General features: G+C 76.5%; 26 protein-coding genes. 14 read left to right on the top strand and 12 right to left on the bottom strand.

Annotation, left to right across the window (positions count from 1 at the left end; genetic code table 11):
• Positions 1 to 37: 37 nt before the first annotated feature.
• The gene (locus ACI8AB_RS05795) at positions 38 to 688 is read left to right on the top strand and encodes a DUF4333 domain-containing protein (RefSeq protein WP_456949310.1); all 651 of its coding nucleotides are present in this window, start codon (positions 38 to 40) and stop codon (positions 686 to 688) included.
• Positions 689 to 737: 49 nt separating this feature from the next.
• Here ACI8AB_RS05795 and ACI8AB_RS05790 read toward each other — a convergent pair whose 3' ends face one another.
• The gene (locus ACI8AB_RS05790; RefSeq protein WP_456949346.1) at positions 738 to 1,655 is read right to left on the bottom strand and encodes a 5'-3' exonuclease; all 918 of its coding nucleotides are present in this window, start codon (positions 1,653 to 1,655) and stop codon (positions 738 to 740) included.
• Positions 1,656 to 1,744: 89 nt separating this feature from the next.
• Between ACI8AB_RS05790 and ACI8AB_RS05785 the strand changes: the two genes are divergently transcribed.
• The 5 genes from ACI8AB_RS05785 to ACI8AB_RS05765 all read left to right on the top strand — a co-directional run bounded on the left by ACI8AB_RS05785 (position 1,745) and on the right by ACI8AB_RS05765 (position 7,034).
• The gene (locus ACI8AB_RS05785) at positions 1,745 to 2,884 is read left to right on the top strand and encodes a M24 family metallopeptidase (protein ID WP_456949309.1); all 1,140 of its coding nucleotides are present in this window, start codon (positions 1,745 to 1,747) and stop codon (positions 2,882 to 2,884) included.
• A complete protein-coding gene (locus ACI8AB_RS05780) occupies positions 2,859 to 3,326 on the top strand; it encodes an Lrp/AsnC family transcriptional regulator (protein ID WP_387988213.1) in 468 nt (155 codons plus the stop codon). The genes ACI8AB_RS05785 and ACI8AB_RS05780 overlap by 26 nt, the downstream gene beginning before the upstream one ends.
• A gap of 15 nt (positions 3,327 to 3,341) precedes the next feature.
• Positions 3,342 to 4,226 (top strand): DMT family transporter, encoded by an 885-nt coding sequence (locus tag ACI8AB_RS05775; RefSeq protein ID WP_456949308.1) that lies wholly within the window; start codon positions 3,342 to 3,344, stop codon positions 4,224 to 4,226.
• A 379-nt stretch (positions 4,227 to 4,605) separates the two neighbouring features.
• Complete coding sequence (locus tag ACI8AB_RS05770; protein ID WP_456949307.1) at positions 4,606 to 6,513, top strand: intein-containing Rv2578c family radical SAM protein; 1,908 nt, start codon at positions 4,606 to 4,608, stop codon at positions 6,511 to 6,513.
• A gap of 224 nt (positions 6,514 to 6,737) precedes the next feature.
• The gene (locus tag ACI8AB_RS05765; protein WP_456949306.1) at positions 6,738 to 7,034 is read left to right on the top strand and encodes a DUF1540 domain-containing protein; all 297 of its coding nucleotides are present in this window, start codon (positions 6,738 to 6,740) and stop codon (positions 7,032 to 7,034) included.
• Positions 7,035 to 7,111: 77 nt separating this feature from the next.
• Here the strand turns inward: ACI8AB_RS05765 and ACI8AB_RS05760 are convergent, their stop codons facing one another.
• Both ACI8AB_RS05760 and ACI8AB_RS05755 read right to left on the bottom strand, forming a co-directional pair.
• On the bottom strand, positions 7,112 to 7,963 hold the full coding sequence (locus ACI8AB_RS05760) for a hypothetical protein (RefSeq protein WP_456949305.1): 852 nt from the start codon (positions 7,961 to 7,963) through the stop codon (positions 7,112 to 7,114).
• Between the two features lie 165 nt (positions 7,964 to 8,128).
• Complete coding sequence (locus ACI8AB_RS05755) at positions 8,129 to 8,962, bottom strand: AMP-binding protein (protein WP_456949304.1); 834 nt, start codon at positions 8,960 to 8,962, stop codon at positions 8,129 to 8,131.
• A 123-nt stretch (positions 8,963 to 9,085) separates the two neighbouring features.
• Between ACI8AB_RS05755 and ACI8AB_RS05750 the strand changes: the two genes are divergently transcribed.
• Together ACI8AB_RS05750 and ACI8AB_RS05745 are read left to right on the top strand one after the other, a co-directional pair.
• Entirely contained in the window at positions 9,086 to 10,222 is a 1,137-nt protein-coding gene (locus ACI8AB_RS05750; RefSeq protein ID WP_456949303.1) for a carboxylate-amine ligase, read from the top strand.
• A gap of 30 nt (positions 10,223 to 10,252) precedes the next feature.
• A complete protein-coding gene (locus ACI8AB_RS05745; RefSeq protein ID WP_456949302.1) occupies positions 10,253 to 11,113 on the top strand; it encodes a lysophospholipid acyltransferase family protein in 861 nt (286 codons plus the stop codon).
• A 7-nt stretch (positions 11,114 to 11,120) separates the two neighbouring features.
• Here ACI8AB_RS05745 and ACI8AB_RS05740 read toward each other — a convergent pair whose 3' ends face one another.
• The gene (locus ACI8AB_RS05740) at positions 11,121 to 11,654 is read right to left on the bottom strand and encodes a GNAT family N-acetyltransferase (protein ID WP_456949301.1); all 534 of its coding nucleotides are present in this window, start codon (positions 11,652 to 11,654) and stop codon (positions 11,121 to 11,123) included.
• Positions 11,655 to 11,736: 82 nt separating this feature from the next.
• Between ACI8AB_RS05740 and ACI8AB_RS05735 the strand changes: the two genes are divergently transcribed.
• The 4 genes from ACI8AB_RS05735 (at position 11,737) to ACI8AB_RS05720 (ending at position 16,419) form a co-directional block, all read left to right on the top strand.
• Positions 11,737 to 13,260, top strand: coding sequence for an amidohydrolase (locus ACI8AB_RS05735; RefSeq protein ID WP_456949300.1), 1,524 nt, complete (start codon positions 11,737 to 11,739; stop codon positions 13,258 to 13,260).
• A gap of 196 nt (positions 13,261 to 13,456) precedes the next feature.
• Positions 13,457 to 15,085: an apolipoprotein N-acyltransferase gene (gene lnt / locus ACI8AB_RS05730; protein ID WP_456949299.1), complete on the top strand. Its 1,629-nt coding sequence runs from the start codon at positions 13,457 to 13,459 to the stop codon at positions 15,083 to 15,085.
• On the top strand, positions 15,082 to 15,873 hold the full coding sequence (locus ACI8AB_RS05725) for a polyprenol monophosphomannose synthase (protein WP_456949298.1): 792 nt from the start codon (positions 15,082 to 15,084) through the stop codon (positions 15,871 to 15,873). The genes lnt and ACI8AB_RS05725 overlap by 4 nt, the downstream gene beginning before the upstream one ends.
• A gap of 39 nt (positions 15,874 to 15,912) precedes the next feature.
• Complete coding sequence (locus tag ACI8AB_RS05720; RefSeq protein ID WP_456949297.1) at positions 15,913 to 16,419, top strand: FxsA family protein; 507 nt, start codon at positions 15,913 to 15,915, stop codon at positions 16,417 to 16,419.
• Between the two features lie 4 nt (positions 16,420 to 16,423).
• On the opposite strand, the gene ACI8AB_RS05715 is transcribed toward ACI8AB_RS05720, so the two are convergent.
• The 6 genes from ACI8AB_RS05715 to ACI8AB_RS05690 form a co-directional block, all read right to left on the bottom strand.
• Positions 16,424 to 16,978: a dihydrofolate reductase family protein gene (locus ACI8AB_RS05715; RefSeq protein ID WP_456949296.1), complete on the bottom strand. Its 555-nt coding sequence runs from the start codon at positions 16,976 to 16,978 to the stop codon at positions 16,424 to 16,426.
• 176 nt (positions 16,979 to 17,154) lie between these two features.
• A complete protein-coding gene (locus tag ACI8AB_RS05710; protein ID WP_456929647.1) occupies positions 17,155 to 17,499 on the bottom strand; it encodes an RNA polymerase-binding protein RbpA in 345 nt (114 codons plus the stop codon).
• 192 nt (positions 17,500 to 17,691) lie between these two features.
• A complete protein-coding gene (locus ACI8AB_RS05705) occupies positions 17,692 to 18,435 on the bottom strand; it encodes a thymidine kinase (protein ID WP_456949295.1) in 744 nt (247 codons plus the stop codon).
• Positions 18,432 to 19,778: an MFS transporter gene (locus ACI8AB_RS05700; protein ID WP_456949294.1), complete on the bottom strand. Its 1,347-nt coding sequence runs from the start codon at positions 19,776 to 19,778 to the stop codon at positions 18,432 to 18,434. Before ACI8AB_RS05700 ends, ACI8AB_RS05705 begins: the two co-directional genes overlap by 4 nt.
• Before the next feature lie 61 nt (positions 19,779 to 19,839).
• Complete coding sequence (locus tag ACI8AB_RS05695; RefSeq protein WP_456949293.1) at positions 19,840 to 20,739, bottom strand: lysophospholipid acyltransferase family protein; 900 nt, start codon at positions 20,737 to 20,739, stop codon at positions 19,840 to 19,842.
• Positions 20,736 to 21,512 carry a glycerophosphodiester phosphodiesterase gene (locus ACI8AB_RS05690; protein ID WP_456949292.1) on the bottom strand — a complete coding sequence of 259 codons (777 nt, stop codon included), beginning with the start codon at positions 21,510 to 21,512 and terminating at the stop codon, positions 20,736 to 20,738. Before ACI8AB_RS05690 ends, ACI8AB_RS05695 begins: the two co-directional genes overlap by 4 nt.
• Positions 21,513 to 21,617: 105 nt before the next feature.
• Between ACI8AB_RS05690 and ACI8AB_RS05685 the strand changes: the two genes are divergently transcribed.
• Entirely contained in the window at positions 21,618 to 22,043 is a 426-nt protein-coding gene (locus tag ACI8AB_RS05685) for a hypothetical protein (protein ID WP_456949291.1), read from the top strand.
• A gap of 33 nt (positions 22,044 to 22,076) precedes the next feature.
• Here the strand turns inward: ACI8AB_RS05685 and ACI8AB_RS05680 are convergent, their stop codons facing one another.
• Both ACI8AB_RS05680 and ACI8AB_RS05675 read right to left on the bottom strand, forming a co-directional pair.
• Positions 22,077 to 22,316, bottom strand: coding sequence for a hypothetical protein (locus ACI8AB_RS05680; RefSeq protein WP_387988193.1), 240 nt, complete (start codon positions 22,314 to 22,316; stop codon positions 22,077 to 22,079).
• Between the two features lie 550 nt (positions 22,317 to 22,866).
• Complete coding sequence (locus ACI8AB_RS05675) at positions 22,867 to 23,820, bottom strand: ABC transporter permease (protein ID WP_456902993.1); 954 nt, start codon at positions 23,818 to 23,820, stop codon at positions 22,867 to 22,869.
• Positions 23,821 to 23,890: 70 nt separating this feature from the next.
• Between ACI8AB_RS05675 and ACI8AB_RS05670 the strand changes: the two genes are divergently transcribed.
• Positions 23,891 to 24,748: an ABC transporter permease gene (locus ACI8AB_RS05670; RefSeq protein ID WP_456949290.1), complete on the top strand. Its 858-nt coding sequence runs from the start codon at positions 23,891 to 23,893 to the stop codon at positions 24,746 to 24,748.
• Positions 24,749 to 25,269 lie beyond the last annotated feature (521 nt).

The following is a 25,269-nucleotide window of genomic DNA, read 5'->3' as shown; positions in this document are numbered from 1 at the left end:
TCCGGCCCCCGCGGGGCCGCACCGGACGGGAGCGACGATGACCAACCCACCGCAGGGTGGCCAGCCGGGGCAGTACGGGCAGCCGGGGCAGTACGGCCAGCAGCCGGGACAGCCGGGCCCGTACGGGCCGCCCGGTCAGTACGGCCAGCCGGGTGGGCAGTACGGGCAGCCCGCCGCCCAGCCGGGGCAGTACGGCCAGCAGCCGGGCCCGTACGGGCAGCCCGGGCAGTACGGCCAGCCGGTGCCGTACGGGCAGCCCGGCTACGGCCAGCCCGGTCAGCAGCCCGGCGGCTACGGGCAGCCGGCGCAGTACGGGCAGCCGGGCCAGTACGGCCAGCCCGGGGGCCACGGCCAGCCCGGCTTCGGGCAGCAGCCGAGGAAGTCCCGGACCGGGCTGGTCGTCGGCCTGGTCGCGCTCGCCGTCGTCGTGATCGCCGCGGCGATCGTCCTGCCGATCGTGCTCGGCCAGGACGTGCTCGACCGCGCGCAGGCCGAGAGCGACATCGCGCAGCAGTTCGAGGAGACCTTCGGCGTCGCCGTCGACGTCTCCTGCGACGACGAGATGGTCGTGGAGGACGGCGCCACCTACGAGTGCACCGGGACCACCGACGACGGCGAGGACGTGACGCTGCAGATCGCGATCACCGACGCGGACGAGGCCGCCTACACGTGGGAGGTCGCCTCCTGACCGGGGGCCGCTGGACCGGGGGCCGCTGAGCCCCGGGCCGGCCGGCGCCTCAGTCGAGGGCGTCGGCCGGCCAGCCCAGGGCGGCGCCCAGCCGCCCCAGCGAGGACCGCAGCCCGTGCGCGTCGGCCAGCGCGGCCAGCGCCGCGGCGTCGGCCGGCCGGGTGGGCAGCGCCCCCTCCACCGGCGGCAGGTCGACGTCCCGGGCCACGGCCACCACCACCGGCGCGGCGTCCAGGTACTCCCCGCCGGCGTGCAGCTTCTCGAGCACGCCGCGCGTGAGCGGCGCCCGGGGCACCGCGGTGCGGGCCGCGGCCGCGCGGATGCCGGCCAGGTCGCCGAACTCGGTGACCAGCGCCGCCGCCGTCTTCGCGCCGATGCCGGCCACGCCGGGCAGGCCGTCGCTGGGGTCCCCGCGCAGCACCGCGAAGTCGGCGTAGGCCCGCCCGGGGATGCCGTACTTCGCCGCCACCGCCGCCTCGTCGACCACCTCGATGTCGGCGATGCCGCGCGCGGTGTACAGCACCCGCACGCCGCGGGCGTCGTCGACCAGCTGGAACAGGTCCCGGTCGCCGGTGACGACGTCGACCGGCCCGCGCGCGCGGGTGGCCAGCGTGCCGATGACGTCGTCGGCCTCGTAGCCCGGCGCGCCGACCCGGGCGATGCCCGCCGCGGCCAGCACGGCCACCAGCACGGGCACCTGCGGGGACAGCTCGTCGGGGGTCTCCTCCCCGCCGTCGGGCGCGAGCCGGTGCGCCTTGTACGACGGCAGCGCCTCGACCCGGAACGCCGGGCGCCAGTCGTCGTCCCAGCAGGCGACCAGCCGGGTGGGGGCGTGGGCGGTGAGCAGCCGGGCGGTCATGTCCAGGAACCCGCGGACGGCGTTGACCGGGCGGCCGTCGGGCGAGGTCACGCTGGTCGGGACGCCGTAGAAGGCCCGGAAGTAGAGGCTCGCGGCGTCGAGCAGCATCGTGGTCACGGGCGGACCGTAGCCGCCGGGGACGACGGGCCGGGGAAACCGGCGCGGGCGCGGCCGGGCCGCGGGGTTAGTGTCCCGGCGTGGCAAGCAGCACGGGGGCCCTCGTCAGCATCGACCGCGTACACGCCGCCCGCACCGTGGCCGGGGAGCTCGGCGTCGACGTCCTGGTCCTCACCCCGGGCTCGGACCTGCGCTACCTGTCCGGTTACCACGCCCACGCGATGGAGCGGCTGACCGCGCTGGTCGTCACGCGCCGCGGGGAGCCGCTGCTGGTCGTCCCGCGGCTGGAGGCGCCGATGGTCGACGCCTCCCCGGCCGGCGCGCTCGGCCTGGAGGTGCACGCCTGGGACGAGACCGACGACCCGTTCGCCGTCGTCGCCCGGGAGGTGACCGCCCGGCTGGGCGCCGCCCCCTCGCGGGTCGCGGTGGGGGCGCGCACCTGGGCCGAGCACGCCCTCGGCGTGCACCGGGCGCTGCCCGGCTCCGCGCTGGAGCTGGCCACCCCGGTGCTGGACCGGCTGCGGATGGTCAAGACCCCCGCGGAGGTGGAGGAGCTCGCCCTCGCCGGCGCGGCCATCGACCGGGTGCACGCCCGGATGGGGGAGTGGCTGCGGGTCGGGCGCACCGAGGCCGAGATCGGCGCCGACGTCGCCGCGGCGATCCTGGCCGAGGGACACGTGGGGGTGGACTTCACCATCGTCGGCTCCGGCCCCAACGGCGCCAGCCCGCACCACGAGCTCTCCGACCGGGTGGTGCAGGCCGGGGACCTGGTCGTCGTCGACATCGGCGGGGAGACCGCCACCGGCTACCGGTCGGACTGCACCCGCACCTACGTCGTCGGCGGGGAGCCCGACGCCGAGGTGGCCGAGTGGTACGCGGTGCTCAGGAACGCGCAGGAGGCCGCCGTCGCCGCCGTCCGGCCCGGGGTGACCGCCGAGCAGGTCGACGCCGCCGCCCGCGACCGGATCGCCGCCGCCGGGTGGGGCGGGCACTTCATCCACCGCACCGGGCACGGCATCGGCCTGGACACCCACGAGGCGCCCTACATCGTGGCGGGCAACGACCTGCCGCTGGAGGCGGGGATGGCGTTCTCCGTGGAGCCGGGCATCTACCTGGCCGGCCGCTGCGGCGCCCGGATCGAGGACATCGTCGTCTGCACCGACGACGGCGTCCGCACGCTCAACGAGGGCACCCGTGAGCTCGTCGTCCTCCCCGGCTGAGCCGCACTCCGACGTCGACCGGGCGCTGCTGGCCGCCCTGGTGCGGGACGGGCGGGCCAGCTACACCGAGCTCGCCGAGCGGGTCGGCCTGTCGGTGTCGGCGGTGCACCAGCGGGTGCGCCGGCTCGAGCAGCGCGGGCTGATCACCGGGTACCGGGCGCGGATCGACGCCCGGCGGGTGGGACTGGGGCTGACCGCGTTCGTCTCGATCACCCCGCTGGACCAGGCCCAGGCCGACGACGCCCCGGCCAAGCTCACCCACCTCGACGCGATCGAGGCCTGCTACTCGGTCGCGGGCATCGAGAGCTACCTGCTCAAGGTGCGGGTGGCCTCGCCCGAGGCGCTGGAGGCGCTGCTGCGCGAGATCCGCACGACGGCGAACGTGAGCACCCGCACCACCGTCGTGCTGTCCACCTTCTACGAGGACCGTCCTCCCGTCTGAGCCCGGAGGACCGGCGTGCCCGACTCCCTGGCCCGCGGGGTGGGGGACCACCTGCCCGGCACGCTGCTGGCGCTGCTGGCGGCGACGCTGTTCGGGCTGGGCTCGGTGCTGCAGCACGAGGCGGCGGTCCGCGCCACCGCCGGCGGGCGGCTGCGGATGCGGGCGATGGTGCGCCAGCGCACCTGGCTGCTCGGCCAGGCGGCCACCACCAGCGGCACCGTCGCCCAGGTGGCGGCGCTGGCGCTGGCGCCGGTGGCGATCGTGCAGCCGCTGCTGGCCGGCGCGCTGGTGGCGGCGCTGGCGGTGCGCACCGTCCGCACCGGGCACCCGCCGTCCCGGACCGAGGGGGCCGGGGCCGCGCTCACCGTGGGCGGGCTCGTGGTCTTCGTCGTGGCGGCCCGCCCGGGCAGGGGCTCGGGGGACCCGCCGCCGGCCGTGGCGGCCGTGGTCGCCGTCGTGCTGGTGGTGCTGGCGGTCGCGCTCACCGCCCGGCTGCGCGGCGGCAGCGGCGCGGCGCTGGCCTGCGGGGTCACCGGGGGCCTGGCCGCCGGGGTGGCCGCGGTGCTGGTCTCGGCCGGGCTCGCGGTGCTCGCGGCCGACGGGGTGGCCGGCGCGCTGGCCCGGCCCGAGCCGTGGGGTGCGGTGGTGGCCTCGGTGGCCTCCCAGGTGGGGGCGCAGCAGGCCTACGGCCGCGGGGCGCTGTCCTGGTCACTGCCCGCCCTCGTGGTGTTCGACCCGCTGGCCGCGGTGCCCGCGGCCCGGCTGCTGCTCGGGGAGCACCTCGAGCCGGGGCACGCGGCGGTGTGGGGGCCGGCCGCGGTGGTCGCCGTCGTCGGGGTCGTCCTGCTCACCCGCAGCAGCGGACCGCCGCGGGAGGCGGCACCCGCCGTCGGGACCTGACGCCCGCCGTTCGACCGTTATCCCCAACTACTCGACGAACCGTTTGGCTGTGCCGTCCCGCGGAAGGGGAACGGCGACGACGGCGGTGCGACTGGACAACGTATCGAACACGTGTTCGCATCGGGGTCGTGAGGTGGGACGCCCGGCGCCTCGACGCCGACGAGGAGACGCTGCTGCCGGGGATGCCGAGCCTGCGCGGGCTGCTGCGCAGCGTGGAGGTGCCCGAGTTTCCGGGTGTGACGATGCACGAGGTGCTGTGCCGGTCGGCCCTCAACGCGGTGCCCGAGGGCTCGCGGATGCCGTTCGCCTACACGATCAACCCGTACCGGGGCTGCCTCCACCAGTGCGTGTACTGCCTGGCCGGGACACGCGGATCCTCATGGCCGACGGCAGCCGGCGGGTCCTCGCCGACCTCCGGGTCGGGGACCGGGTCATCGGCACGGAGCGACGGGGCGCCTACCGGCACTACGTCGAGACCGAGGTCCTCGCTCACTGGAGCACGGTTAAGCCGGCCCACCGGGTGACCCTCGGCGACGGCACGACGCTCGTGGCCAGTGGCGACCACCGTTTCCTCAGCAGCCGCGGCTGGAAACACGTCACGGGGACGACCTCGGGCGGGGGGCGTCGGCCGCACCTCACCACGAATGACGAACTGCTCGGCTTCGGTCGTACCGGAGTGGCGCCGGTCGTCTGTGCCGAGTACCGGCGGGGCTATCTCGCCGGCATGATCCGCGGGGACGGGCACCTCGGCGTCTACCGCTACCAGCGGCCCGGGCGGGTGAACGGCGACCAGCACCGGTTCCGCCTCGCGTTGACCGACGACGAGGGCCTCGACCGCACTCAGGCGTTCCTCGCGGAGGAGGGCGTCCGCACGGACCGCTCCGAGTTCTCGGCGGCCGACGGAGCGCGTCGGGCCGTGCGAGCGATCCGCACGTCCTCCGCGGCCGCCGTCGCGCGGATCACCGACCTGGTGGCGTGGCCCGGTGAGCCGAGTCCGGCATGGCAGCGCGGTTTCCTCGCCGGCATCTTCGACGCGGAGGGCAGTCGTGCGCGGGGCGTCCTCCGGGTGGCGAACACCGACCCGGAGGTCCTCGACCGCACCTCGTCCGCGCTGGCGACCTTCGGCTTCGACGCGGTGCTCGAGGACCAGCAGAGGGACAACGGCCTCGCCACCGTCCGGGTCCGTGGCGGGCTACGGGAGCACATGAGATTCGTGCACCTCGTGGACCCGGCGATCCGCCGCAAGTGCGGTGTGGTGGACGCCGCGGTGACGAGCGACGCGGACCTGCGCGTGGTCGATCTGCAGGCGCTCGGGCTGGAGATGCCGATGTTCGACATCACCACCGGTACCGGGGACTTCGTCGCCAACGGGGTGATCAGTCACAACTGCTTCGCCCGCTCGACGCACGAGTGGCTGGACCTGGACGCCGGCCGCGACTTCGACACCCAGATCGTCGTCAAGACCAACCTGGTCGAGGTGCTGCGCCGCGAGCTCGCCAGGCCGTCCTGGAAGCGCGAGCACGTGGCGCTGGGCACCAACACCGACCCCTACCAGCGCGCCGAGGGGCGCTACCGGCTGATGCCCGGCGTCATCCGCGCGCTGGCCGACTCCGGCACGCCGTTCTCGATCCTCACCAAGGGCACGCTGGCCCGCCGGGACCTGCCACTGCTGGCGAACGCCGCGCGGGACGTCCCGGTGGGCTTCGGCGTCTCGATGGCCATCTGGGACGACGACCTGCACGCGAGCCTGGAGCCGGGGGTCCCCTCGCCGCGCGCCCGGCTGGACCTGGTGCGCGCGGTGACCGACGCCGGGCTGCCGTGCGGGGTGTTCCTCGCCCCGGTGCTGCCCGGCCTCACCGACCGCCTCGCCGACCTCGACGCCGCCCTGGAGGCCATCGCCGCCGCCGGCGCCACCGGGGTGACCGTGGTGCCGCTGCACCTGCGCCCGGGTGCCCGCGAGTGGTTCTCCGCCTGGCTGGCGCGCGAGCACCCCGCCCTGGTGGGCCGCTACCGGCAGCTGTACCGCGGCGGGGCGTACGTGCCTCCGGAGTACCGGGCCTGGCTGGCCGGACGGGTCGGGCCGCTGCTGCGCCGGCACGGCCTCGACGGCCGGTCGGGAGGCGCGGCCCGGGGGGCGGAGGCGCCCTCGGCAGTCCCCGGGGACGACGAGGCCGCCTTCCCCGCCGGCAGCCTGCCGCCGGCCCGCCACGACGCCCCGCGGGGTCGCGCGGCCCGCGCACGGCGGTCCCGGGACGGCGCGGTGCCCGGCCAGCTGGCGCTGATCTGAAACGGTCAGGCAAGCCTTCCCTGACCATTGGGTGCCGCAACGAAATGGCGGCGAGGAAGGTGAGCCTTCCCTACGGGCGACGCGTTGACCTGCGACTTACCAGGTCGGGCTCACCTGAGAAAATGGTCGGAGAACGACACGCGGAATGCATTCCGGGGTCGAGATCGACGCCATTCTGCGGCACACTGGGGTCAGCCGATCCGTCCGAGCCCGGAGGACCAGAGATGACCGCCGTCGTGCCCCCCGTCGCCGAGTGCACCGTCACCGGCTGCTCCTACAACGACCACGACCACGGCTGCCACGCCTTCGCGATCACCGTGAGCAGCCACAACGGCAGTGCCGACTGCGGGACCTTCATCCCGCTCACCGTCCGCGGCGGCCTGCCCCGGGCCGAGGCGCTGGTGGGTGCGTGCCAGCGGACCGACTGTGTGCACAACGACGCCCTCGAGTGCCACGCCGAGGGCATCCGGGTGGGCTTCGACCACGACACCGCCACCTGCATGACCTACTCGCCGGCCTGACGAGACCCCCGGCACCTCTCCGCGACGACGGCCCGGGCCCCCGCCCGGGCCGTCGTGCCGTCCGGGGAGGAGCGGGCTCAGGCCGGAGGCGCCCCGGCCTTGTTCGCGCGGGCGGCCCGCTCGGCCCGCACCGCACCCCGGGCGGCCACCGGCTCGGCGCCGGCCGCCAGGGCCAGCCGGCGGTAGGAGTCGTAGGACAGCGTCTCGTAGACGGCGGCCAGCGCCTCGGCCCGCTGCCGGCGCGCGCCGGTCGTGGTGGCGCGCAGGGACAGGGCGGTGCGCACCGCGTGCTTGGCGAACGTCACCTGCAGCGCCTGGCTGGACAACCGGCCGCCGACGTGTGAGGCGAAGCCGGGGCCGCGGCGCAGCGCGGGCAGCACCCACGGACTGTCGGCCAGCGCGGGGAAGCGGTTGCGCACCGCCTCCCAGGCGTGCCACGCGGTCAGCGCCCCCGGCACCGACCACTCGCCGTCGTCGGTGCGCACCACCAGACGGCGGGCGGTGGCGTGCACCTGGTCGCGGCGCAGGTCGCGGAAGGTGCCCACCGGGGCCGGCCAGCGCAGCGCGATCGCGCACCACACGACCGTGCGCAGGTGCTCGGGCTCCTCGCTGCGCACCTCGGTGAGCGGCCGCAGGTCCAGCGTCCGCGGATCGGGCTCCGGCGTCGGGAGCACCGGCAGGGGGACCCCGCCGTACCGGGCCACCTTGCTGTACAGGGTCACGGTGGCGGGCTTCCAGCCCCGGGCCGCCGCGACGTCGTCCATCCCGCCCTCGGCCAGCTCGTCGGGGCCGAGGCCGAGCTCCAGGGCCGCGTCGATCAGCCGGCGCCACTGCACCGCGTAGCCCTCCGGGGGCTCCAGCCGGGCCCAGGCCTGCGCGGCGGGCGGCGACGGCATCTCCGGGAGCGGTCCCTGCCAGCCCTTCGCCATGTCCTCACCATACCCGTTATCCCCAACTAGTCATACGAACATCCGGAACAGCAGAAACCACTCGACGACCAGGACAGAGGACACGCCGGCGGCGACGGGTCGAGGGCCGGGGAGGCGCCGCGCCGCTGTGCCAGGAGGAGTCCCGGTGGGGGGAGGGCCGGGCCCTCACGCGCCTCCGGCGGTCAGCAGCCGCGAGCGGACGTCGCCCTTGAGCACCTTGCCCACCGTGGACCGCGGCAGGTCGGCCCAGACGAGCACCTCCTTGGGTGCCTTGACGCCGCCGATGCGGGCGCGGACGAACGCGCGGACGTCGGCGGGGTCCAGCGCCTCCCCGGCCCGCGGCTGGACGACGGCCACCACCCGCTCGCCCCACTTCTCGTCGGGCACGCCGACCACCGCGCAGTCCTGCACCGCCGGGTGGGCCATGACCGCCTGCTCGACCTCGGCCGAGTACACGTTGAAGCCGCCGCTGATGATCCTGCCCTTGGGGCGGCCGGTGGTGCCGCCGGTGCCGACCAGCACGACCAGCCCGCCGGGCGGCTCGGTGTCGTCCCCCTCGGGAGCGCCGGTCAGCCAGTCCTGCAGCGCCGGGTCGCCGCCGTCGCCGTCGCCGTCGAGGCAGACCAGGGTGGCCAGCCGCGGCAGGCGGTCGCGGATCGCGGCCACCAGCGGCGTGAAGGAGCGCTGGTGGAGCAGCGTGGTGCAGCCGAACAGGTCGAGCAGCTCGCGGTTCTCCGCGGCCTCGTTGCGGGGGTTGACCGGGCACCACACCGCGCCGGCGCGGGCGATGCCGAAGACGGCGGCGAACGCGGTGGGGTCGTTGGCCGACAGGACCGCGACGGGGTCGCCCGGCCGGACGCCGGAGCGGGCCAGCGCCCCGGCGACCCGGCGGCTGAACCGCTGCACCTCGCCGTAGCTCATCGACCCGTCCGGTCCGGTCAGGCAGGGGGCGTCCGGGCCGAGGGAGGCGCCCTTGTCCAGGTAGGCGGTGAGGCTCACCGGTCCACCCGCCGGTCGCCGGCACCGCCGGAGGCCCTGGGTTCGGTCATGCGGGGATCGTGCCCGACCCGGGTGCCCGGGGCCCGTCCTGCGGCGGTGCCGTCCCGCCTCCACCATGTGCCGGTGCGCACGGTGGGTGTCGAGGAGGAGCTGCTGGTCGTCGACCCGTCGGGGACGCCGGTGCCGCGCGGTCCCGAGGCGCTGGCGGTGGCCGCCCAGCGCGGGGAGGGGGAGACCCCCGAGCAGCACGAGAGCGCGGCGCAGGAGGAGGAGGGCTCCCCGGGGCACCTGGTGCCCGAGCTCAAGCGGCAGCAGGTGGAACTGGGGACCCGGGTGTGCACCGGGCTGGCCGAGGTGGAGCGGGAGCTGCGGTACTGGCGCGGACGCGCCGACGCCGCCGCCCGCGCCGTCGGGACCCGGGTGGCGGCGCTGGCCACCTCACCGGTCGGCGTCGAGCCGGAGACGACGCCGGGGAAGCGCTACGCGGAGATGACCGACACCTTCGGGCTCATCGCCCGCGACCAGCTCACCTGCGGCTGCCACGTGCACGTGTCGGTGGACGGCGACGAGGAGGGCGTGGCCGTCCTCGACCGGATCCGGGTGTGGCTGCCGGTGCTCACCGCGCTGACCGCCAACTCGCCGTTCTGGCTGGGCGCCGACTCCGGGTACGCCAGCTTCCGGTCCCAGGCGTGGAACCGCTGGCCGTCGTCGGGCCCCACCGAGCTGTTCGGCGACCCGGCGACCTACCACCGGGTGGTCGCCGACCTGGTCGCGACCCGCACGATCGTCGACGCCGGGATGGTCTACTTCGACGCCCGGCTGTCGCGGACCTGGCCCACCGTCGAGGTGCGCAGCGCCGACGTCGCGCTGCGGGTCGAGGACGCCGTCACCCACGCCGGGCTGGTGCGCGCGCTCGTGGACACCGCCGCCCGCGAGTGGCGCGCGGGCGTCCCCGCCCCTCGGGTGCGCAGCGAGCTGCTGCGGGTGGCCGCCTGGCGGGCCGGGCGCTCGGGCACCACCGCCGACCTGGTGCACCCCCGCACCGGGACGCCGGCGCCGGCCGCCGACGTGGTGGCGGCGCTGCTGGAGCACGTCGGCCCGGCGCTGGCGGCCGGCGGCGACCGGCAGCGGGTCACCGACGGCGTGGCGGCGATCCTGGAGCGCGGCACCGGCGCGGACCTGCAGCGCCGCGTGCACGCCGACACCGGCGACCTCACCGCCGTCGTCCGCGCGGCGGTGCAGCTCACGACCGGGAGGTGAGCTGCCGGGCAGGGCGGATATCGTCCCGCCATGTACACCGCGAGCTGGCACGACGTCGTGCGGCGCGACCTGTTCGGGCCGTCCCCCGATCCCCGGGACCGCCCCTACCGGTTCGTCGTGCGGCTGGCGCTGGTGGTCTTCCGGCTGCTGCGACTGCAGTTCGACGTGCGGGGCTCCGAGCACGTGCCGACGTCGGGCGGCGCAGTGGTCTGCAGCAACCACGTCAGCTTCCTGGACTTCACCTTCCTCGGCCTGGCCGCGCTGCCGCGGCACCGGCTGGTCCGGTTCATGGCCAAGGCCTCGGTGTTCGCGCACTGGTTCGCCGGGCCGTTCATGCGCGCCATGCGGCACATCCCGGTCGACCGCAAGGCCGGCGCGGCCGCCTTCGACGCCGCGGTGCGGGCGCTCAAGGACGGCGAGGTCGTCGGCGTCTTCCCCGAGGCGACGATCAGCCAGAGCTTCACCGTCAAGGACCTCAAGGCCGGCGCCGCCCGGATGGCCCTCGACGCCGGGGTGCCGATCGTCCCGGCCGCGGTGTGGGGCGGGCACCGGGTGGCCACCAAGAAGCACCCGGTGGACCTCACCCGCGGCCGGGCGGTGACCGTGCTGCTCGGCGAGCCGGTCGTCCCCCTGCCCGGCGAGCAGCCCGCGGCGCTGCTGGCCCGCACCCGCGTGGCGATGGAGGCGCTGCTGGACGAGGCGCAGCGCACCTATCCGCAGCAGCCCTCGGGGCCCGCGGACCTGTGGTGGGTGCCGGCGCACCTGGGCGGGACCGCGCCCACCCTGGAGGAGGCCACGGCCCGCGACGCGCAGGACGCCGCCGGGCACCGGGTGAGGGCGCGGACCCCGCGCCGCGCGCGGCTGGCCCGCCGCCTCCGGCGCCGCGGCTGAGGACCCGCTACTCCACCACCACCGGGGCCATGAGCCGGAACGCCTCCAGCTCGACGTCGTACCACCGGCGCAGCCGGCCCAGCGGTTCCATGCCCAGGCGCCGGCACACCGCCCGCGAGGCCTCGTTGCCGGGCCGGACCACGGCGTAGACCTCCGGCACGCCCGCGCCGAAGGCGTGGTCGACCACCGCCCGCGCGGCCTCGGTGGCGTAGCCGCGGCCCCAGCACTCCGGGTGCAGGTGCCAGCCCACCTCGACCTCCCCGACGCCGCCGGGCAGGGGCTTGAGCAGCACCGTGCCGGCCACCACCGGCTCCGGCGCGCGCACCTCCACCGCCCAGCAGCCGTGCACCGGGTCCGCGCGCCGGATCTCCGCCCACCGGCCCACCAGCTCCACCGGGCCCACCGACGGGGGGCCGCCCAGCCAGCGGGTGACCTCCTCGCGCCGGTAGATGTCGGCGAGCCGGGCCAGGTCGTCGCGGCCGGTGGTCCACGGGCGCAGCCGCAGCCGGTCGGTGAGCAGCTCCCCGTCCGGCACGGTCATCGCGACTGCCTACCCGGCGCGCCCCGCGCTACCCGCGGACCCGGCGCCGGAGCGGCCCGGGCGCGCCGTCATGCTCGGGGCCGTGACGCCCCCGACCGACCTGCTGCTCACCGACGTGACCGTCGGCGACCGTCCCGGCCGTGCCCTGCACGTCGTCGACGGGCGGATCGCCTGGACCGGCGCGGCCGCCGACGCGCCGCGGGCCGGCCGGGTGCTGGCGGGGGAGGGGGCGCTGCTCACCCCGGCGTTCGTGGACGCGCACGTGCACGCCACCGCGACCGGCCTGGCGCTCACCGGCCTCGACCTCCACTCGAGGTCGAGCCTCGCGGAGGCGGTGGCCGCCGTCGCCGAGGCGGTGCGCGGCGCGCCGCCGGGCATCCTGCTGGGCACCGGCTGGGACGAGACCGGCTGGCCCGAGGGCCGGGGGCTCACCCGCGCCGACCTGGACGCCGTCGTCGGGGACCGGCCGGCCTACCTGGCCCGCGTCGACGTGCACTCCGCGACCGTCTCCACCGCGCTGCTCGACCGGGTGCCCGGCGTCCGCGGCCTGCCCGGCTTCTCGCCGGACGGGCGGCTGCGGCTGGACGCCCACCACGCCGCCCGGCAGGCCGCCTACGGGGCGGTGACCGCGCCGCAACGGGCCGCCGCGCAGGCCGCCACGCTCGCCGAGGCGGTGCGGCTGGGCGTCGGCAGCCTGCACGAGATGGCCGGGCCCGAGGTGTCCGGCGCCGCGGACCTGCGCGCGCTGCTGGACCTGGCCCGGCAGCGGCCGGCGCCGCGGGTCACCGGCTACTGGGGGGAGCTGGCCGAGCGCGGCGGGCTGGACCTGGTGCGCGAGCTGGGCCTGGCCGGCGCCGGCGGTGACCTGTTCTGCGACGGCGCGTTCGGCTCGCACACCGCCGCGCTGCACGCCCCCTACGCCGACCGGCCGGGCACCGCCGGGGCGCTGCGGTTCGACACCGCCTCCCTGGTCGACCACGTGCGCGCCTGCACCGCCGCCGGGATCCAGGCCGGTTTCCACTGCATCGGCGACGCCGCCGTCGACCAGGTGCTCGACGCGGTCGGGACGGTGGTGGCCGAGCTCGGGCCGGCCGCCGTGCGGGCCTGCCGGCACCGGCTCGAGCACGTGGAGATGGCGAGCCCGGAGGCGGTCGAGCGGATGCGCTCGTGGGGGATGGTGGCCAGCGTCCAGCCCGCCTTCGACGCGGCCTGGGGCGGCCCGGCGGGCATGTACGCCGAGCGGCTGGGCGCCGAGCGCGCGGCCGGGTGCAACCCGTTCGCCGACCTCGCCGACGCCGGTGTCGCCCTGGCGCTGGGCAGCGACGCCCCGGTGACGCCGATGGACCCCTGGGGCGGCGTGCACGCGGCCGTCGACCACCGCACCGCCGGCGCCGGGCTGCGCCCGTTCGACGCCTTCGACGCGGCCACCCACGGCGGCTGGCACGCCGTCCGCGCGGAGACCGCCGCCGGGCCGCTGGCGCCGGGCGCCCCGGCCGACCTCGCGCTGTGGGCCACGGACGCCGGCCTGTCGGCGGTGCTCGACCGCCGGGAGCGGCCGGCGTGCCGGCAGCTGCTGGTCGGGGGCCGGCCGCTGCGGTCGCTGTAACCACCCGGTCCGGGGACGGCACACCCGGGGGACCCCGCGCCGGTCGCGTCCCGGAGGACGGGGTGCGGGGTGGGATGCTCGTGGATGGGCCACGACCGTGGCCCGCACGCCGTCCGCCACGGACGGGTGCAGCCGGACGCCCGGGCGCCGCCCGCGGCAGGACGTCGCGGGGAGGTCGTGGGTGCCGCCAGCAGCCGTGACGGAGGAGCGGGACACCGGCTCCGGCGCGCCCGCGGGGACCGGCCGGCGCCGGACCCGCCGCCTGCCGTGGCGCACCGCGCTCGCCGCCGCCGGCGGCCTGGCGATGCTGCTGGCCTTCCCCGGCTGGTCGCTGCCCCCGCTGGCGGTGCTCGGCCCCGCGGCGCTGGCGCTGGCCGTGCGCGGGCAGCGGGCCCGGTCCGGCGCGTGGCTGGGCCTGGTGTGCGGCCTGGCGTTCTTCGTGCCGCTGCTGTCCTGGACCGGCATCTACGTGGGCGCGTTCCCCTGGCTGGCCCTGGCGGTCTCCCAGGCCCTCTTCCTCGCGCTGCTCGGCGCGGCCGGCGCGGCGGTGTCCGGCCTGCGGCTGTGGCCGCTGTGGACCGCCGCGCTGTGGGTGGCCGACGAGGCGCTGCGCGGCCGCCTCCCGCTCGGCGGCTTCCCCTGGGGCCGGCTGGGGCTGAGCCAGACCGACGGCGCCTTCCTCTCCCTCGCCGCCTACGGCGGGGTGCCGCTGGTGTCCTTCGCCGTCGCGCTCACCGGCACGCTGCTGGCCGCGGCGCTGCTCGCGCTGGCCCGGGCCCGGCGCGCGGCCGGCGAGGGCGCGACCCGCGGGCCGGCGCTGCGCACCGCGGCCGCGCTGGTCGCCGCCGTCCTCGCCGTCCCGCTGCTCGGGGCGCTGGCCGGGACGCCACTGCCCGGCCCCTCGCTCACCGCGGGCGGCCCCACGAGGACCGTCGCCGTCATCCAGGGCGACGTCCCGGAGGCCGGGCTGGAGTTCAACGCCCGCCGCCGGGCGGTGCTGGACAACCACGTGCAGCAGACGGTGCAGCTGGCCGCCGCGGTCGCGGCCGGGGACCGGGCGCAGCCGGACCTGGTCGTCTGGCCGGAGAACAGCTCCGACATCGACCCCTACCGCAACGCCGACGCCGCCCGGCAGATCAGCCGCGCCGCCGAGGCGATCGGCGCGCCGATCCTGGTGGGCGCGGTCGTCGAGGGGCCGGGCCGGTACCTGAGCAACACCGGCATCGTGTGGGACCCCGAGACCGGGCCCGGCGACACCTACGTCAAGCGGCACCCCGTCCCGCTGGCCGAGTACGTGCCGGCGCGGGGGTTCTTCCGCTTCTTCAGCGACAAGGTCGACCTGGTCCGCCGGGACTTCGCCCACGGCACCGAGGTCGGGGTGCTCGACGTCGGCGGCGCGCCGGTGGGCGACGTCATCTGCTTCGAGGTGGTCTACGACTCCCTGGTCGCCGACACCGTGCGGGCCGGCGCCGGGATGCTCGTCGTCCAGACCAACAACGCCACCTTCGGCTACACCGACGAGAGCGAGCAGCAGCTGGCCGCCAGCCGGCTGCGCGCGGTGGAGTTCGGCCGCACCGTCGTCGTCGCGGCCACCAGCGGCATCTCCGCCGTCGTGGCGCCCGACGGGTCGCTGGCCCGCCGCTCGGAGCTGTTCACCCCCGCGGTGTTCGTCGAGGACGTCGCCCAGCGCGACTCCACCACCGTCGCCGAGCGGCTGGGCGCGGCGCCGGAGTGGGTGCTGACCGCCCTGGGGGCCGGCGCGGTGCTCGCGGTCGCCGCCCCGGCGCTGCGCCGCCGGCAGCGGGCCCGCCGGGCCGCCCGGTGAGCGCGGCGCGGGTCCTCGTCGTGGTCCCCACCTACGACGAGGTGGAGAACCTCGAGCCGGTCCTCGACCGGCTGCACGCCGCCGTCCCCGACGTGCACGCCCTGGTCGTCGACGACGGCTCACCCGACGGCACCGGTGAGCTGGCCGAGAAGCTGGCCGCGCGGGACGACCGGGTGCACGTGCTGCGCCGCACCGAGAAGGCGGGCCTGGGCCCGGCCTACGTCGCCGGCTTCCGCTGGGGCCGCGAGCGCGGCTACGACGTGCTGGTCGAGATGGACGCCGACGGCTCCCACCACCCCGAGCAGCTGCCGCTGCTGCTGGCCGCCCTCGCCGACGCCGACCTCGTGCTGGGCTCCCGCTACGTGCCCGGCGGCAGCGTCGAGGACTGGCCGCGCCGGCGGCTGCTGCTGTCCCGGCTGGGCAACGTCTACACCCGCCGCGCGCTGCGGCTGCCCCTGGCCGACGCCACCGGCGGGTTCCGCGCCGTCCGCGGGGAGCTGGTGGACCGGCTGCCCTTCGACCGCGTGGCCAGCCAGGGCTACTGCTTCCAGGTCGACTGGGCCTGGCGCGCCTGGCGGGAGGGCGCCCGGGTGGTGGAGGTGCCGATCACCTTCAGCGAACGCGAGTTCGGCAGGAGCAAGATGACGCCCTCGATCGTTGGAGAGGCGTTGGCACGGGTCACCCTCTGGGGCCTGCTGGACCGGCTGGCCGACCGCCTGCCGGGCCGGGTCCCACCGCCCGTGCCGGGACGGGTCCGCGAGCGCGGGCGGTCCAGCGAGGTCCGGTAGGCGGACCCGGGCCGCACGCGAGCCGGGCCGGGGAGTGCCGTGGGACACCGGGTACGGGTGCTGGCGGGGCTGTGGGCCCTCGCCGAGGTCGTCGTCTTCGCGCTGGTCGCCGCGTGGATCGGCGTGGGCTGGACGCTGCTGGCCGCGCTGGCCACCACCGTCCTGGGCTGGACCCTGCTGGCCCGGCAGGGGACCCGGGCGCTGGACGAGCTGCGCGCCCGCGCCCGGGAGCACCGCGCGCCGGGCACCGCGGCCACCGACGCCGGGCTGGTCGCCGTCGGCGGCGCGCTGATGGTGCTGCCGGGCTTCCTCGGCGACGTCGTCGGCCTGCTGTGCCTGCTGCCGCCCACCCGGCCGCTGGTGCGCGCCGCCGTGGGCCGCGGGCTGGGCGCCCGGCTGGGACTGTCCGCGCCGGTGCGGGTGCGCAGCGCCCGGGTGCCCGGCGCGACGGCGGCCCGCCCGCCGGTGCGGATCGTCGAGGGGGAGGTCGTCGAGGGTGAGGTCGTCGAGGGCCCCGTCGTGCTCGACACCCGCCCTCGCGCCTGACCGTTCAGTCCCGCCGGAGGGGCCGGAACCGCAGGCAGGTGCGCTCGCCCACCCGCTCGACGCCGGCGACCTCCAGCCGGCCGCGGGCGACGCCGTCGAAGGCCCGCAGGCCGCCGCCGAGCAGCACCGGCACGACGTCGACGCGCAGCTCGTCGAACAGGCCGGTGTCGATCAGCTGGCGGTTGAGGTCCGCGCCGCCGACGACGGTGACCGCCTTCTCGCCGGCCAGCTCGCGGGCGGTGTCCACCGCCTCGCGGAGGTCGCCGCAGAAGGTGACCCACAGCCGGTCGTTGCGCCGCGGCGGGGTCGCCGGCGGGTGCGAGGTCAGGACGACGATCGGCACCTGGTACTCGTAGTCGTCGGCGTAGGAGTCGGGGTCGGGCGCGCCGTCGTAGGTGCGCCGGCCCATGAGCACCGCGCCGGTCTCGGCCTGGGACGCCGCCAGGTACTCCTCGCCGGCCGGGGTGCCGAGGTCGGCGTAGAGCACGCCGAAGTCCCCGTCGGGGTCGGCGGTGTAGCCGTCCAGGGACATCGTCATGCCGGCGATCAGGTGCGCCACGGGTCCTCCTCGGTCGGGTCCTGCGGGGCTGACCGGGGGAGGGGCGGGAACTCATCGGTCCCCGGACGCGCAACGGCCCCGGTGGGGAGTCCCACCGGGGCCGTCGACGGTCCTGGAACGGCCCACCTCCCGGAGCCCGCCGCGCGCTCGCGAGCGGTGGGGAGGCGGGTCCTTCCTCAGCTGGCGCGGGTCCGCCGCCCGCGCAGCACCTCGAGACGCTCGGCCAGGACCTCCTCGAGGTCCTCCACGGAGCGCCGCTCGAGCAGCATGTCCCAGTGCGTCCGCGGCGGCTTGACCTTCTTGGGCGCCGGCTCGGAGCCGCCGACCAGCTTGGCCGAGGAGCCGTCGAACTTGCACTCCCAGGTGTCGGGCACCTCGGCGTCGTCCGCGAAGGGAACGGTGAACTGGTGACCCGAGGTGCACCTGTACTCGACGTACTGCCGCTCGATCGGCGCGGTGTTCCGCTCGGTCTCGTAGCTCACGCTGCCCAGTCGGCTGCCCCGCAGGGAACGCTCGCCCATGGCACACCGTCCTCTCGTGCTGGTGGTGTCGGTCAGGACTCCTCGTCGCGGCAGGGGGTACCCACTGCGGGAGGGTGTCGAAAGAGACCAACGGCGGATTTCGCGGAGAGATTCCGCTGAGTCGGTTCCCCATCATCGCATGGGGTGGTATTGGGCCACGCGCGCCCCCTCGGCCGGGGGAGAGCGGCCGGCTCAGGGGAGGGCGAGCTGCCCCGGGCCCGCCGCGGTCGGGCCCAGCTGGCCGAGCACGTGGTGCCGCCGGCAGAGCACCTGGTAGTGCACCTCCGGGCCGGGCTCCGGGCCCACCCCGGCGCCCTCCGCCTCACCGGGGGCCGGGGTGGGCGCGGTGTCGGCGACGACGACGGTGGCGCCCTCGCGCACCATCTGCCCGTCGACGACCCGGGCGTTGAGCAGTCCGGGCAGCCCGCACCAGCACAGCACCTCGACCTGGATCCGCTGCACGTCGTCGGCGACCTCGAGCAGCCGCTGCGTGCCCGGGAACAGCCGCGCGCGGAAGTCGGTGGTCAGCCCGAAGGCGTAGACGTCGACGTGCGAGGCGTCGACGAGTTCGGCGAGCTGGTCCACCTGCCCGGGGGTGAGGAACTGGGCCTCGTCGACGATCAGGTAGTCCACCCGCCGCCCGTCGGCCCAGTGGCTGCGCACCAGCAGCAGCAGGTCGGTGCCCGGGTCGACCTCGACGGCGTCGCGGCACAGCCCCACCCGGGAGCTGATCCGCGGCCGCGCCGACCGGTCACCCTGGGTGAGCAGCAGCCCCGAGCGGCCCTGCCGGCTCTGGTTGTGGTCGACCTGCAGCGCCAGCGTGGACTTCCCGCAGTCCATCGGCCCGTGGAAGAACCGCAGGTGCGCCGGGGCCGGGGCGCGCCGCCGGTCCCCGGCCGCCGGGACCGACGCCGGCGGGACGGACGGGTCGCTCACAGCCGCTCCGGCGGGGTGTTGCCCGCGGCCTGCACGGCCCGGCGCATCGGCAGCCGCAGCAGCAGCAGGAACCCGGCGACGAAGAACACCACCAGGCTGATGATCGCGTACCGGTAGGAGCCGGTGAGCTGGTACGTCAGGCCGAACGCCAGCGGCCCCAGCCAACTGGTCCCGCGGTCGCTGATCTCGTAGAAGCTGTAGTACTCCGCCTCCCGGCCGGCCGGGATGAGGTGGCTGAACAGCGACCGGGACAGCGCCTGCGTGCCGCCCTGCACCAGCCCGATCACCGCGGCCAGCGCGTAGAACTGCGCGACCGCGCCCTCCTGCAGCCAGTACGCCGCCACCAGCACCGCCGTCCAGGCGACCAGGCAGCCCAGCACGGTCCGCTTGGCGCCGTAGCGGGCCGCCACCCGGCCCAGGCCCAGCGCCCCGAACACGGCGACCACCTGGACCATGAGGATCGCGCCGGTGAGCACCGACTGGGACAGCCCCAGCTCCTCGCTGGCGTAGGTGGCCGACAGCGAGATCACCGTCTGCACGCCGTCGTTGAACAGCAGGTACGCGCCGAGGAACCACAGCGTGAGCGGGAACGCCCGCATCCCGCGCAGCGTGGCGGCCAGCTGCCGGAAGCCGCTGGTGGCGCCGCCGTGCCCGGCGACCGGCGGCCGGTCGCGCAGCAGCGAGACGGTGACCAGGGTGAACAGCCCCCACCACAGCCCCGCCGTGGCCAGGCAGATGCGCACCGCCTCGCCGCTGGTCAGCCCCAGGGACTCCGCGCCGAGGAACAGCCCCAGGTGCACGGCCAGCAGCAGCGCCCCGCCGACGTACCCGAACGCCCACCCGCGGCTGGACACCGCGTCGCGCTCGTCGGGACCGGCGAGGTCGGGCAGCCACGAGTAGTAGACGACCGTCGCCGCGCCGAAGGCCACGTTGGCGACGACGAACAGCCCCGCGCCCAGCAGGTAGCGGCCGTCGGCGACGAAGAACAGGCAGGTCGCGGCCAGCGCCCCGAGCAGCGCCAGCCCGCCGAGCAGCTGCCGCTTGCGCCCGGTGCGGTCGGCGACGGCGCCGGTGAGCGGCAGCACGACGACCTGCAGGACCACGGAGAACGACAGCACGTAGGAGAACCAGCTGCCCGGCGGGATGGACAGCCCGAGGAAGGGCAGCCGGCCGTCGGCGCCGGCGGCGTCCTCGGCGACGGTGGTCAGGTACGGGCCCAGGAAGACCGTGGTGACGCTGGTGTTGAACACCGACATCGCCCAGTCGTAGGAGTACCAACCGAAGCGCTCGCGGCGCAGGGCGCGGTCGACGGGCCGCGCGGCGTCGACGTGGGGGGCGGTCACGGGCGCAGGGTGTCAGCCCGGCCCCGTCCGTTCCAGCACCGGGAGGTCACGGGATGTCCGGTCACGGGATGTCCTCGGGGACGACGCCGCCGGGGAACGCCGCGGCGCCGTCGGTCGGGCGGGTGGGGTCCGGGTGCAGCGGCCGGCTGGCCGCGCGCAGCGGCACCAGCCCGCGGGTGATCGCCGCGGCGATCCGCGTCCGCGCCCGGTTGGCGTCGCCCACCCGGCCCAGGCGCAGGTCCTCCAGGTACACCGGCGGGCCGACGTGCACCCGCAGCACCGGCCGCTGCACCAGCGAGCGGGCCAGCGTGCGCAGCTTCCCCCAGTCGTTGCCGTACTGCAGCACCTCCTGCGCGCCCCACTGGCTGACCGGGATCACCGGCACCCCGACGCCGAGGGCCAGGCGCGCCATCCCGGTGCGGCCGCGCTCGGGCCACCCGTCGGGCGCCAGCCCCACCCGCCCCTCGGGATAGGCGACGACGTGCCCGCCGTGCACCAGCGCCACCTCGGTGACCCGCACCGCGTGCCGGGCGACCTCGGTGCCGCGCTCCACCCGGATGCCGCCGGCGCGCTCCAGCAGCGGCCCCACGACCGGCGCGGAGATGATCCCGCCGGTGGCCATGATCCGCGGCACCACGCCCAGCCGGTGCAGCGCGACGGCGATCACGAACGGGTCGAAGTCGCCGACGTGGTTGGCCGCCAGCAGCAGCGGCCCGCGGCGCAGCTCCTCGGGGATGCACCCGGTGACCTCCACCCGGCCGAACAGGTCGACCAGCCAGGAGAACCGGCGCAGCAGGAGCAGCCACACGTCCCACGGCGGCGCGGCGGCGATGGCCAGCTCACGGGCGAACCACTCGGGGTCGCCGTCGTGCAGGACCGCCTCCAGGTGGTCGGGCAGCGGCGGCGGGGCCGGCCGCCACTCCCTCACCCCCGTGGCCAGCCGCTCGAGCCATCCGGTCACCGGCCCACCCACCGGCCGCGCGCCTCGAGGATCTCCTTCAGCATGGCCGGGCGGTCGGTCATGATCCCGTCCACGCCGAGGTCGAGCATCGCCGTCGCCTCCTCCGGCGTGTCCACGGTCCACACGTGGACCTGCAGGCCCCGGGCGTGCGCGGCGGCGAGGAACCGCTCGTCGACCAGCGCCCGGCCGCCGAGCTGCAGCGGCACCTGGGCGCAGCCGGCCTGCACGCGCACCAGCCCGGCCGCGCGGGGGGAGTAGGAGGACAGCCGCAGCGCCGCCACGCCCCGCGGACCCAGCGACGTGCACACGCTCGGTCCCAGCAGGCGCCGGGCGGCCGCGACGCGCGCGTCGGAGAACGAGGCCAGGCAGACCCGGTCGAGGACGTCCATCCGGCGCAGCACGCGCACCAGCGGCGCGAGCACGCCGGCGGCCTTGATGTCGAGGTTGAACCGGACGTCGGGCCAGGCGCCGAGCAGCTCCTCCAGCCGCAGGATCGGCTCCCGGCCGCCGATGCGGGCGGCGGCGACCTCCGACCACGGCAGCTGCTCGATCCGGCCGGTGCGGTCGGTGACCCGGTCCAGCGCCGGGTCGTGGAAGACGACGACCACGCCGTCGGCGGTCACCCGGACGTCGGTCTCGATGTACCGGTAGCCCATCTTCACGCAGGCCTCGAAGGCCGGCATGGAGTTCTCCAGGTGCTCGATCGCCCCGCCACGGTGCGCCATCGCCAACGGCGCCGGCGCGTCGAGGAAGGCGAACCGGGCAGGAGGCACGGGCGACACGCTAACCGGCGGCTCCGACGCGCTCACCAGCCCCTTCTCCCGGCGGGTCGGGCGTGTCCGCCGGGACTGTCGGTGGCGGCGTCTAGCGTGCCCGGCGTGGGCAAGCAGCACGCCGACCGCGTGGTCGGGACGGACGGGACGGCAGGGAAGGCGGACACGACGACGGGACGGCAGGGGAGCGGGGCCGAACGGCGCTGCGGGTGGTGCCGGCGGGTGCTGCCCCAGGGTGGCTCGGTCGGCCGCCCCCGGATGTACTGCGGCCAGGCCTGCCGGCAGCGCGCGTACGAGCAGCGCACGGCGGTCGCCAAGGCCGGCCTCTCCGACGACGTCGTCCTCGTGCGCCGCGCCGAGCTCGACGGGCTGCAGGACCGCCTGTTCCAGCTGCGCTGCGCGCTCGAGGACGTCCAGACGCTGCTCGGCGAGCGGCACACCAAGGCCGAGCTCGAGCGGTCCCTGGCCGACCTGGTGCACTCGACGGGCCGGCTCGACAAGCTCTGGGTCTCCGAGCGCGCCGCGGGCTGATCCCGCCGTCCGGGCCGGCCCGTCAGCGGCGGGTCAGTCCGGGTCCTGCGTGTCGTCGTCCTGGTCCTCGGGCGCGTCCTGGTCCGGGTTGCTGTTGTCCGGCAGGTTGTCCTGCGACTCGCCGGACGGGTCGTTGCCGCTGGTGTTCTCGCTGTCGTCGGTGGTGCCGTCGTTCTGGTCCTGCCCGGCCGCGTTGCAGGCGGTGAGCGTCGCGCCGCCCCCGAACAGCGCCAGCGCGGTCATGAGTGCGGCGATCGGGCGTCGGAGTTCCATGTCCTCGACCCTAAGCAGGCACCTGGCCGGGCGCCCGTCGAAGCCGCCGACACCACCCGCGTAACGTCACAGTGACGGAACGACGCAGGTGTCGGCGGGTGGGGAGGGGGAGGCGCCGGCCGGATCGGGGCCCCGGATCGGCGGTCGACCGGGACCCGCAGGGTCGGCGGGCCACGTCGGGTCGGCGGGCCACGTCGGGTCGGCGGGCCACGTCGGGGACCCGGCCGGACCGGGGCGAGCGACCGGCCGACGGTCGGGTGCAGGTGAGCGAGCGGCGACGGGTACGGCAGAGTCGCGCCGGGTCGGGACATGCGGACCGAGGAGAACGCCCGGGTGTGGCCGGCGCGGCGTCGTGGGAACCGGCGACCCGACGCGGCGGCACGAGCCACCCGTCGGTGCACGGGACGACCCGTCGTCAACGGGCAGGCCGGACACCCGGATCGAGGCCCCGCCGGCCGTCCGAGCAGCCCCTCTCCGGCGCTCCGAACCACCGCCGATAATGCACATTATGTCAACCAGTGTGGCGGGGGCCCGCTCCCCAGACACCTGATCAGGTCGCCGGGCTCAGGCGGACCCGCGGGTCGACCGCCGCCGCGGCGACGTCGGCGACCGCGTTCGCCACGATCACCGCGGCGATGACGACCGTGGTGAGTCCGACCAGCAGCGCCCGGTCGTGCGCCTCGATCGCGCCCAGGATCGCCGCCCCGACGCCGGGCATGCCGAACACGCCCTCGACGACGATCAGCCCCACGAACAGCTGACCCAGGTTCGCGGCCACGAACGTCACCACCGGCGTCAGCGCCGGCCGCAGCGCGTGCACGCCGACGACCCGGGACGGCGACAGCCCGCGGCCGCGCGCGGCCTGGACGAACGGCGCCCGCAGGGTGTCCCCGACCTCGGCCCGGGTGATCAGCGCGACGTAGCCGGTCGACAGCGCCGCCAGGGCGAGCACCGGCAGGACGTAGGCCGCCGGCTCCCCCGTGCGCCCGTGGAACGGCGCCCAGCCGAGCTCGGAGACGAAGACGAAGTGCAGCAGGTACGCCGCCACGACGACCGGCGTGCCCACCAGCACCGTGGCCGCCGCGGCGACGCCCGCGCCCGCCCACCGCCCGCTCGTGGCCAGCGCGCCGGCGACGACGCCCACCACGAGCTGGACGACGACCGCGCCGGCGAGCAGGGTCGCACTCACCGGCGCGGTCGCGGCGACGACGTCGAGCACGGCCGGCCCGGGCACCACGGCGTCGCCCCGGAGAGCGGGCAGCCCGCGGCCCCAGTCGCCGGTCAGCAGGTCGCGCAGGTAGAGGCCGTACTGGACCGGCAGGGGCTCGTCGAGGCGGTACTCGCTGCGGATGCGGGCGTAGAGGACCGGGGGCGGCGGCTGGAAGCCGAACAGCGCCCGCACCGGGTCCCCGGGTAGTTGCGTCACGGCGACGAACACCAGGGTCACCGCCGCCCACAGGCTGAGCAGCATCTGCCCGGACCGGCGGGCGGCGAAGGCGACCACGGGCGACATCGTGGCAGGACGGTGATCATCCCGGTCGACGGCGCGGCACCCGCTCGGTCAGACTCCGCCGGTGCCGTCCTCGTCCCCGGACCCCCGGGAGGTCCGTCCGGCGGCGGGGCGCTGGAACGCACCGCTGGTCGTCGCCGTCGCCGTGCTGGGGCTGCTCGCCGCGACGGCGCTGGCGCCCGCCGCCTTCACCGACGCCGACCCCCGCTCCTGCGACCTGGCCGACTCCCTGGTCGCGCCGTCCCGGGACCACCCCTTCGGGTTCGACCTGTTCGGCTGCGACCTGCTCGCCAAGACGATGTACGGCGCGCGGACGTCGCTGCTGCTGGCCGTCGCCGTCATCGTGCTCAGCGGCCTGCTCGCCGTCGTGCTGGGGACGCTGGCCGGCGCGGCCGGCGGCTGGGTCGACGGCGTCGTCTCCCGGCTCACCGACGTCTGGTCGGGCATCCCGCTCGTGCTCGGCGGCGTCGTCCTGCTGAGTGCGACCGACCGGCGCGGGGTGTGGCAGGTCGTCGCGGTGCTGACGGCGTTCAGCTGGCCGCCGATGGTGCGCGTCGTGCGGGCCGCCACCCGGCAGGTCCTGGCGCTCGAGTACGTCACCGCGGCGCGCGCCCTGGGCACCGGGCCGCTGCGGCTGGTCCTCCGGCACGTGCTGCCCGACGCCGTCCGCCCGCTGCTGGTGTTCGCCAGCGCCTACGCGGGCGTCCTCGTCTCCGCCGAGGCGGTGCTCACCTTCGCCGGCGTCGGGCTGCAGCGGCCCACCGAGTCCTGGGGCATCCTGCTGCAGCAGGGTGGCGAGGCGGCGTCCCGGGCGCCGCACGCCCTCGTCGCGCCGAGCCTCGTGCTCGTCGTCGCGGTGGCCGCCTTCGTCCTCCTCGGCGAGGGCCTGCGCGCGGCCGGCCGGGCCGCCCGCGGGCACTGAGCCCGCTCCCCCGGTCGGCTCCCGGCCCCGTACCGGGCCCCGGGTACCACACCGCCCTCCCCCGTCGGCGTGAGAGGCCCGGAGACCCCACGGCAACCGGGTTCCCGCCTTGTAGCCGTTCTCGGGCTCTCCTGTGATCGAGGTCCTTCATATGTTGGGGATAACGGATGACGGTACCTCTCGGGGACCGGCCTCCCGGAGTGCGCCTCGACCCGGCCGTCGCGAGCACCCGCGACGCCTGCGAGCCCGCGCCGCCGGTGTCCTGCCCGACCGGGTACCGGCGGCGGACAGTCTCGCCCGGCCACGACCCCAGGGCCGCGACCCCAGGGCTACGAGCCCCGACGGCGTGTCGGCTGCCCCTCGAGGGCTCCCGGTCCGCACGTGGCGGCCGTCGGTCACGGCCCTCGCGCGGTCGCTTCCTGCGCCCCTGCCCCCGGACCCCTCCTCTCGTTGTCGCATTCCGTTCCGTCTTCTTTTCGATTGGTTAGCTGGGGATAACGGGTCAGCGGCCGTCGGTCACG

It is taken from the genome of Geodermatophilus sp. SYSU D00698, from assembly GCF_054050335.1.
Note: the sequence above shows the minus strand (reverse complement) of the source record. Positions and strands in the feature narration are given on the sequence as shown.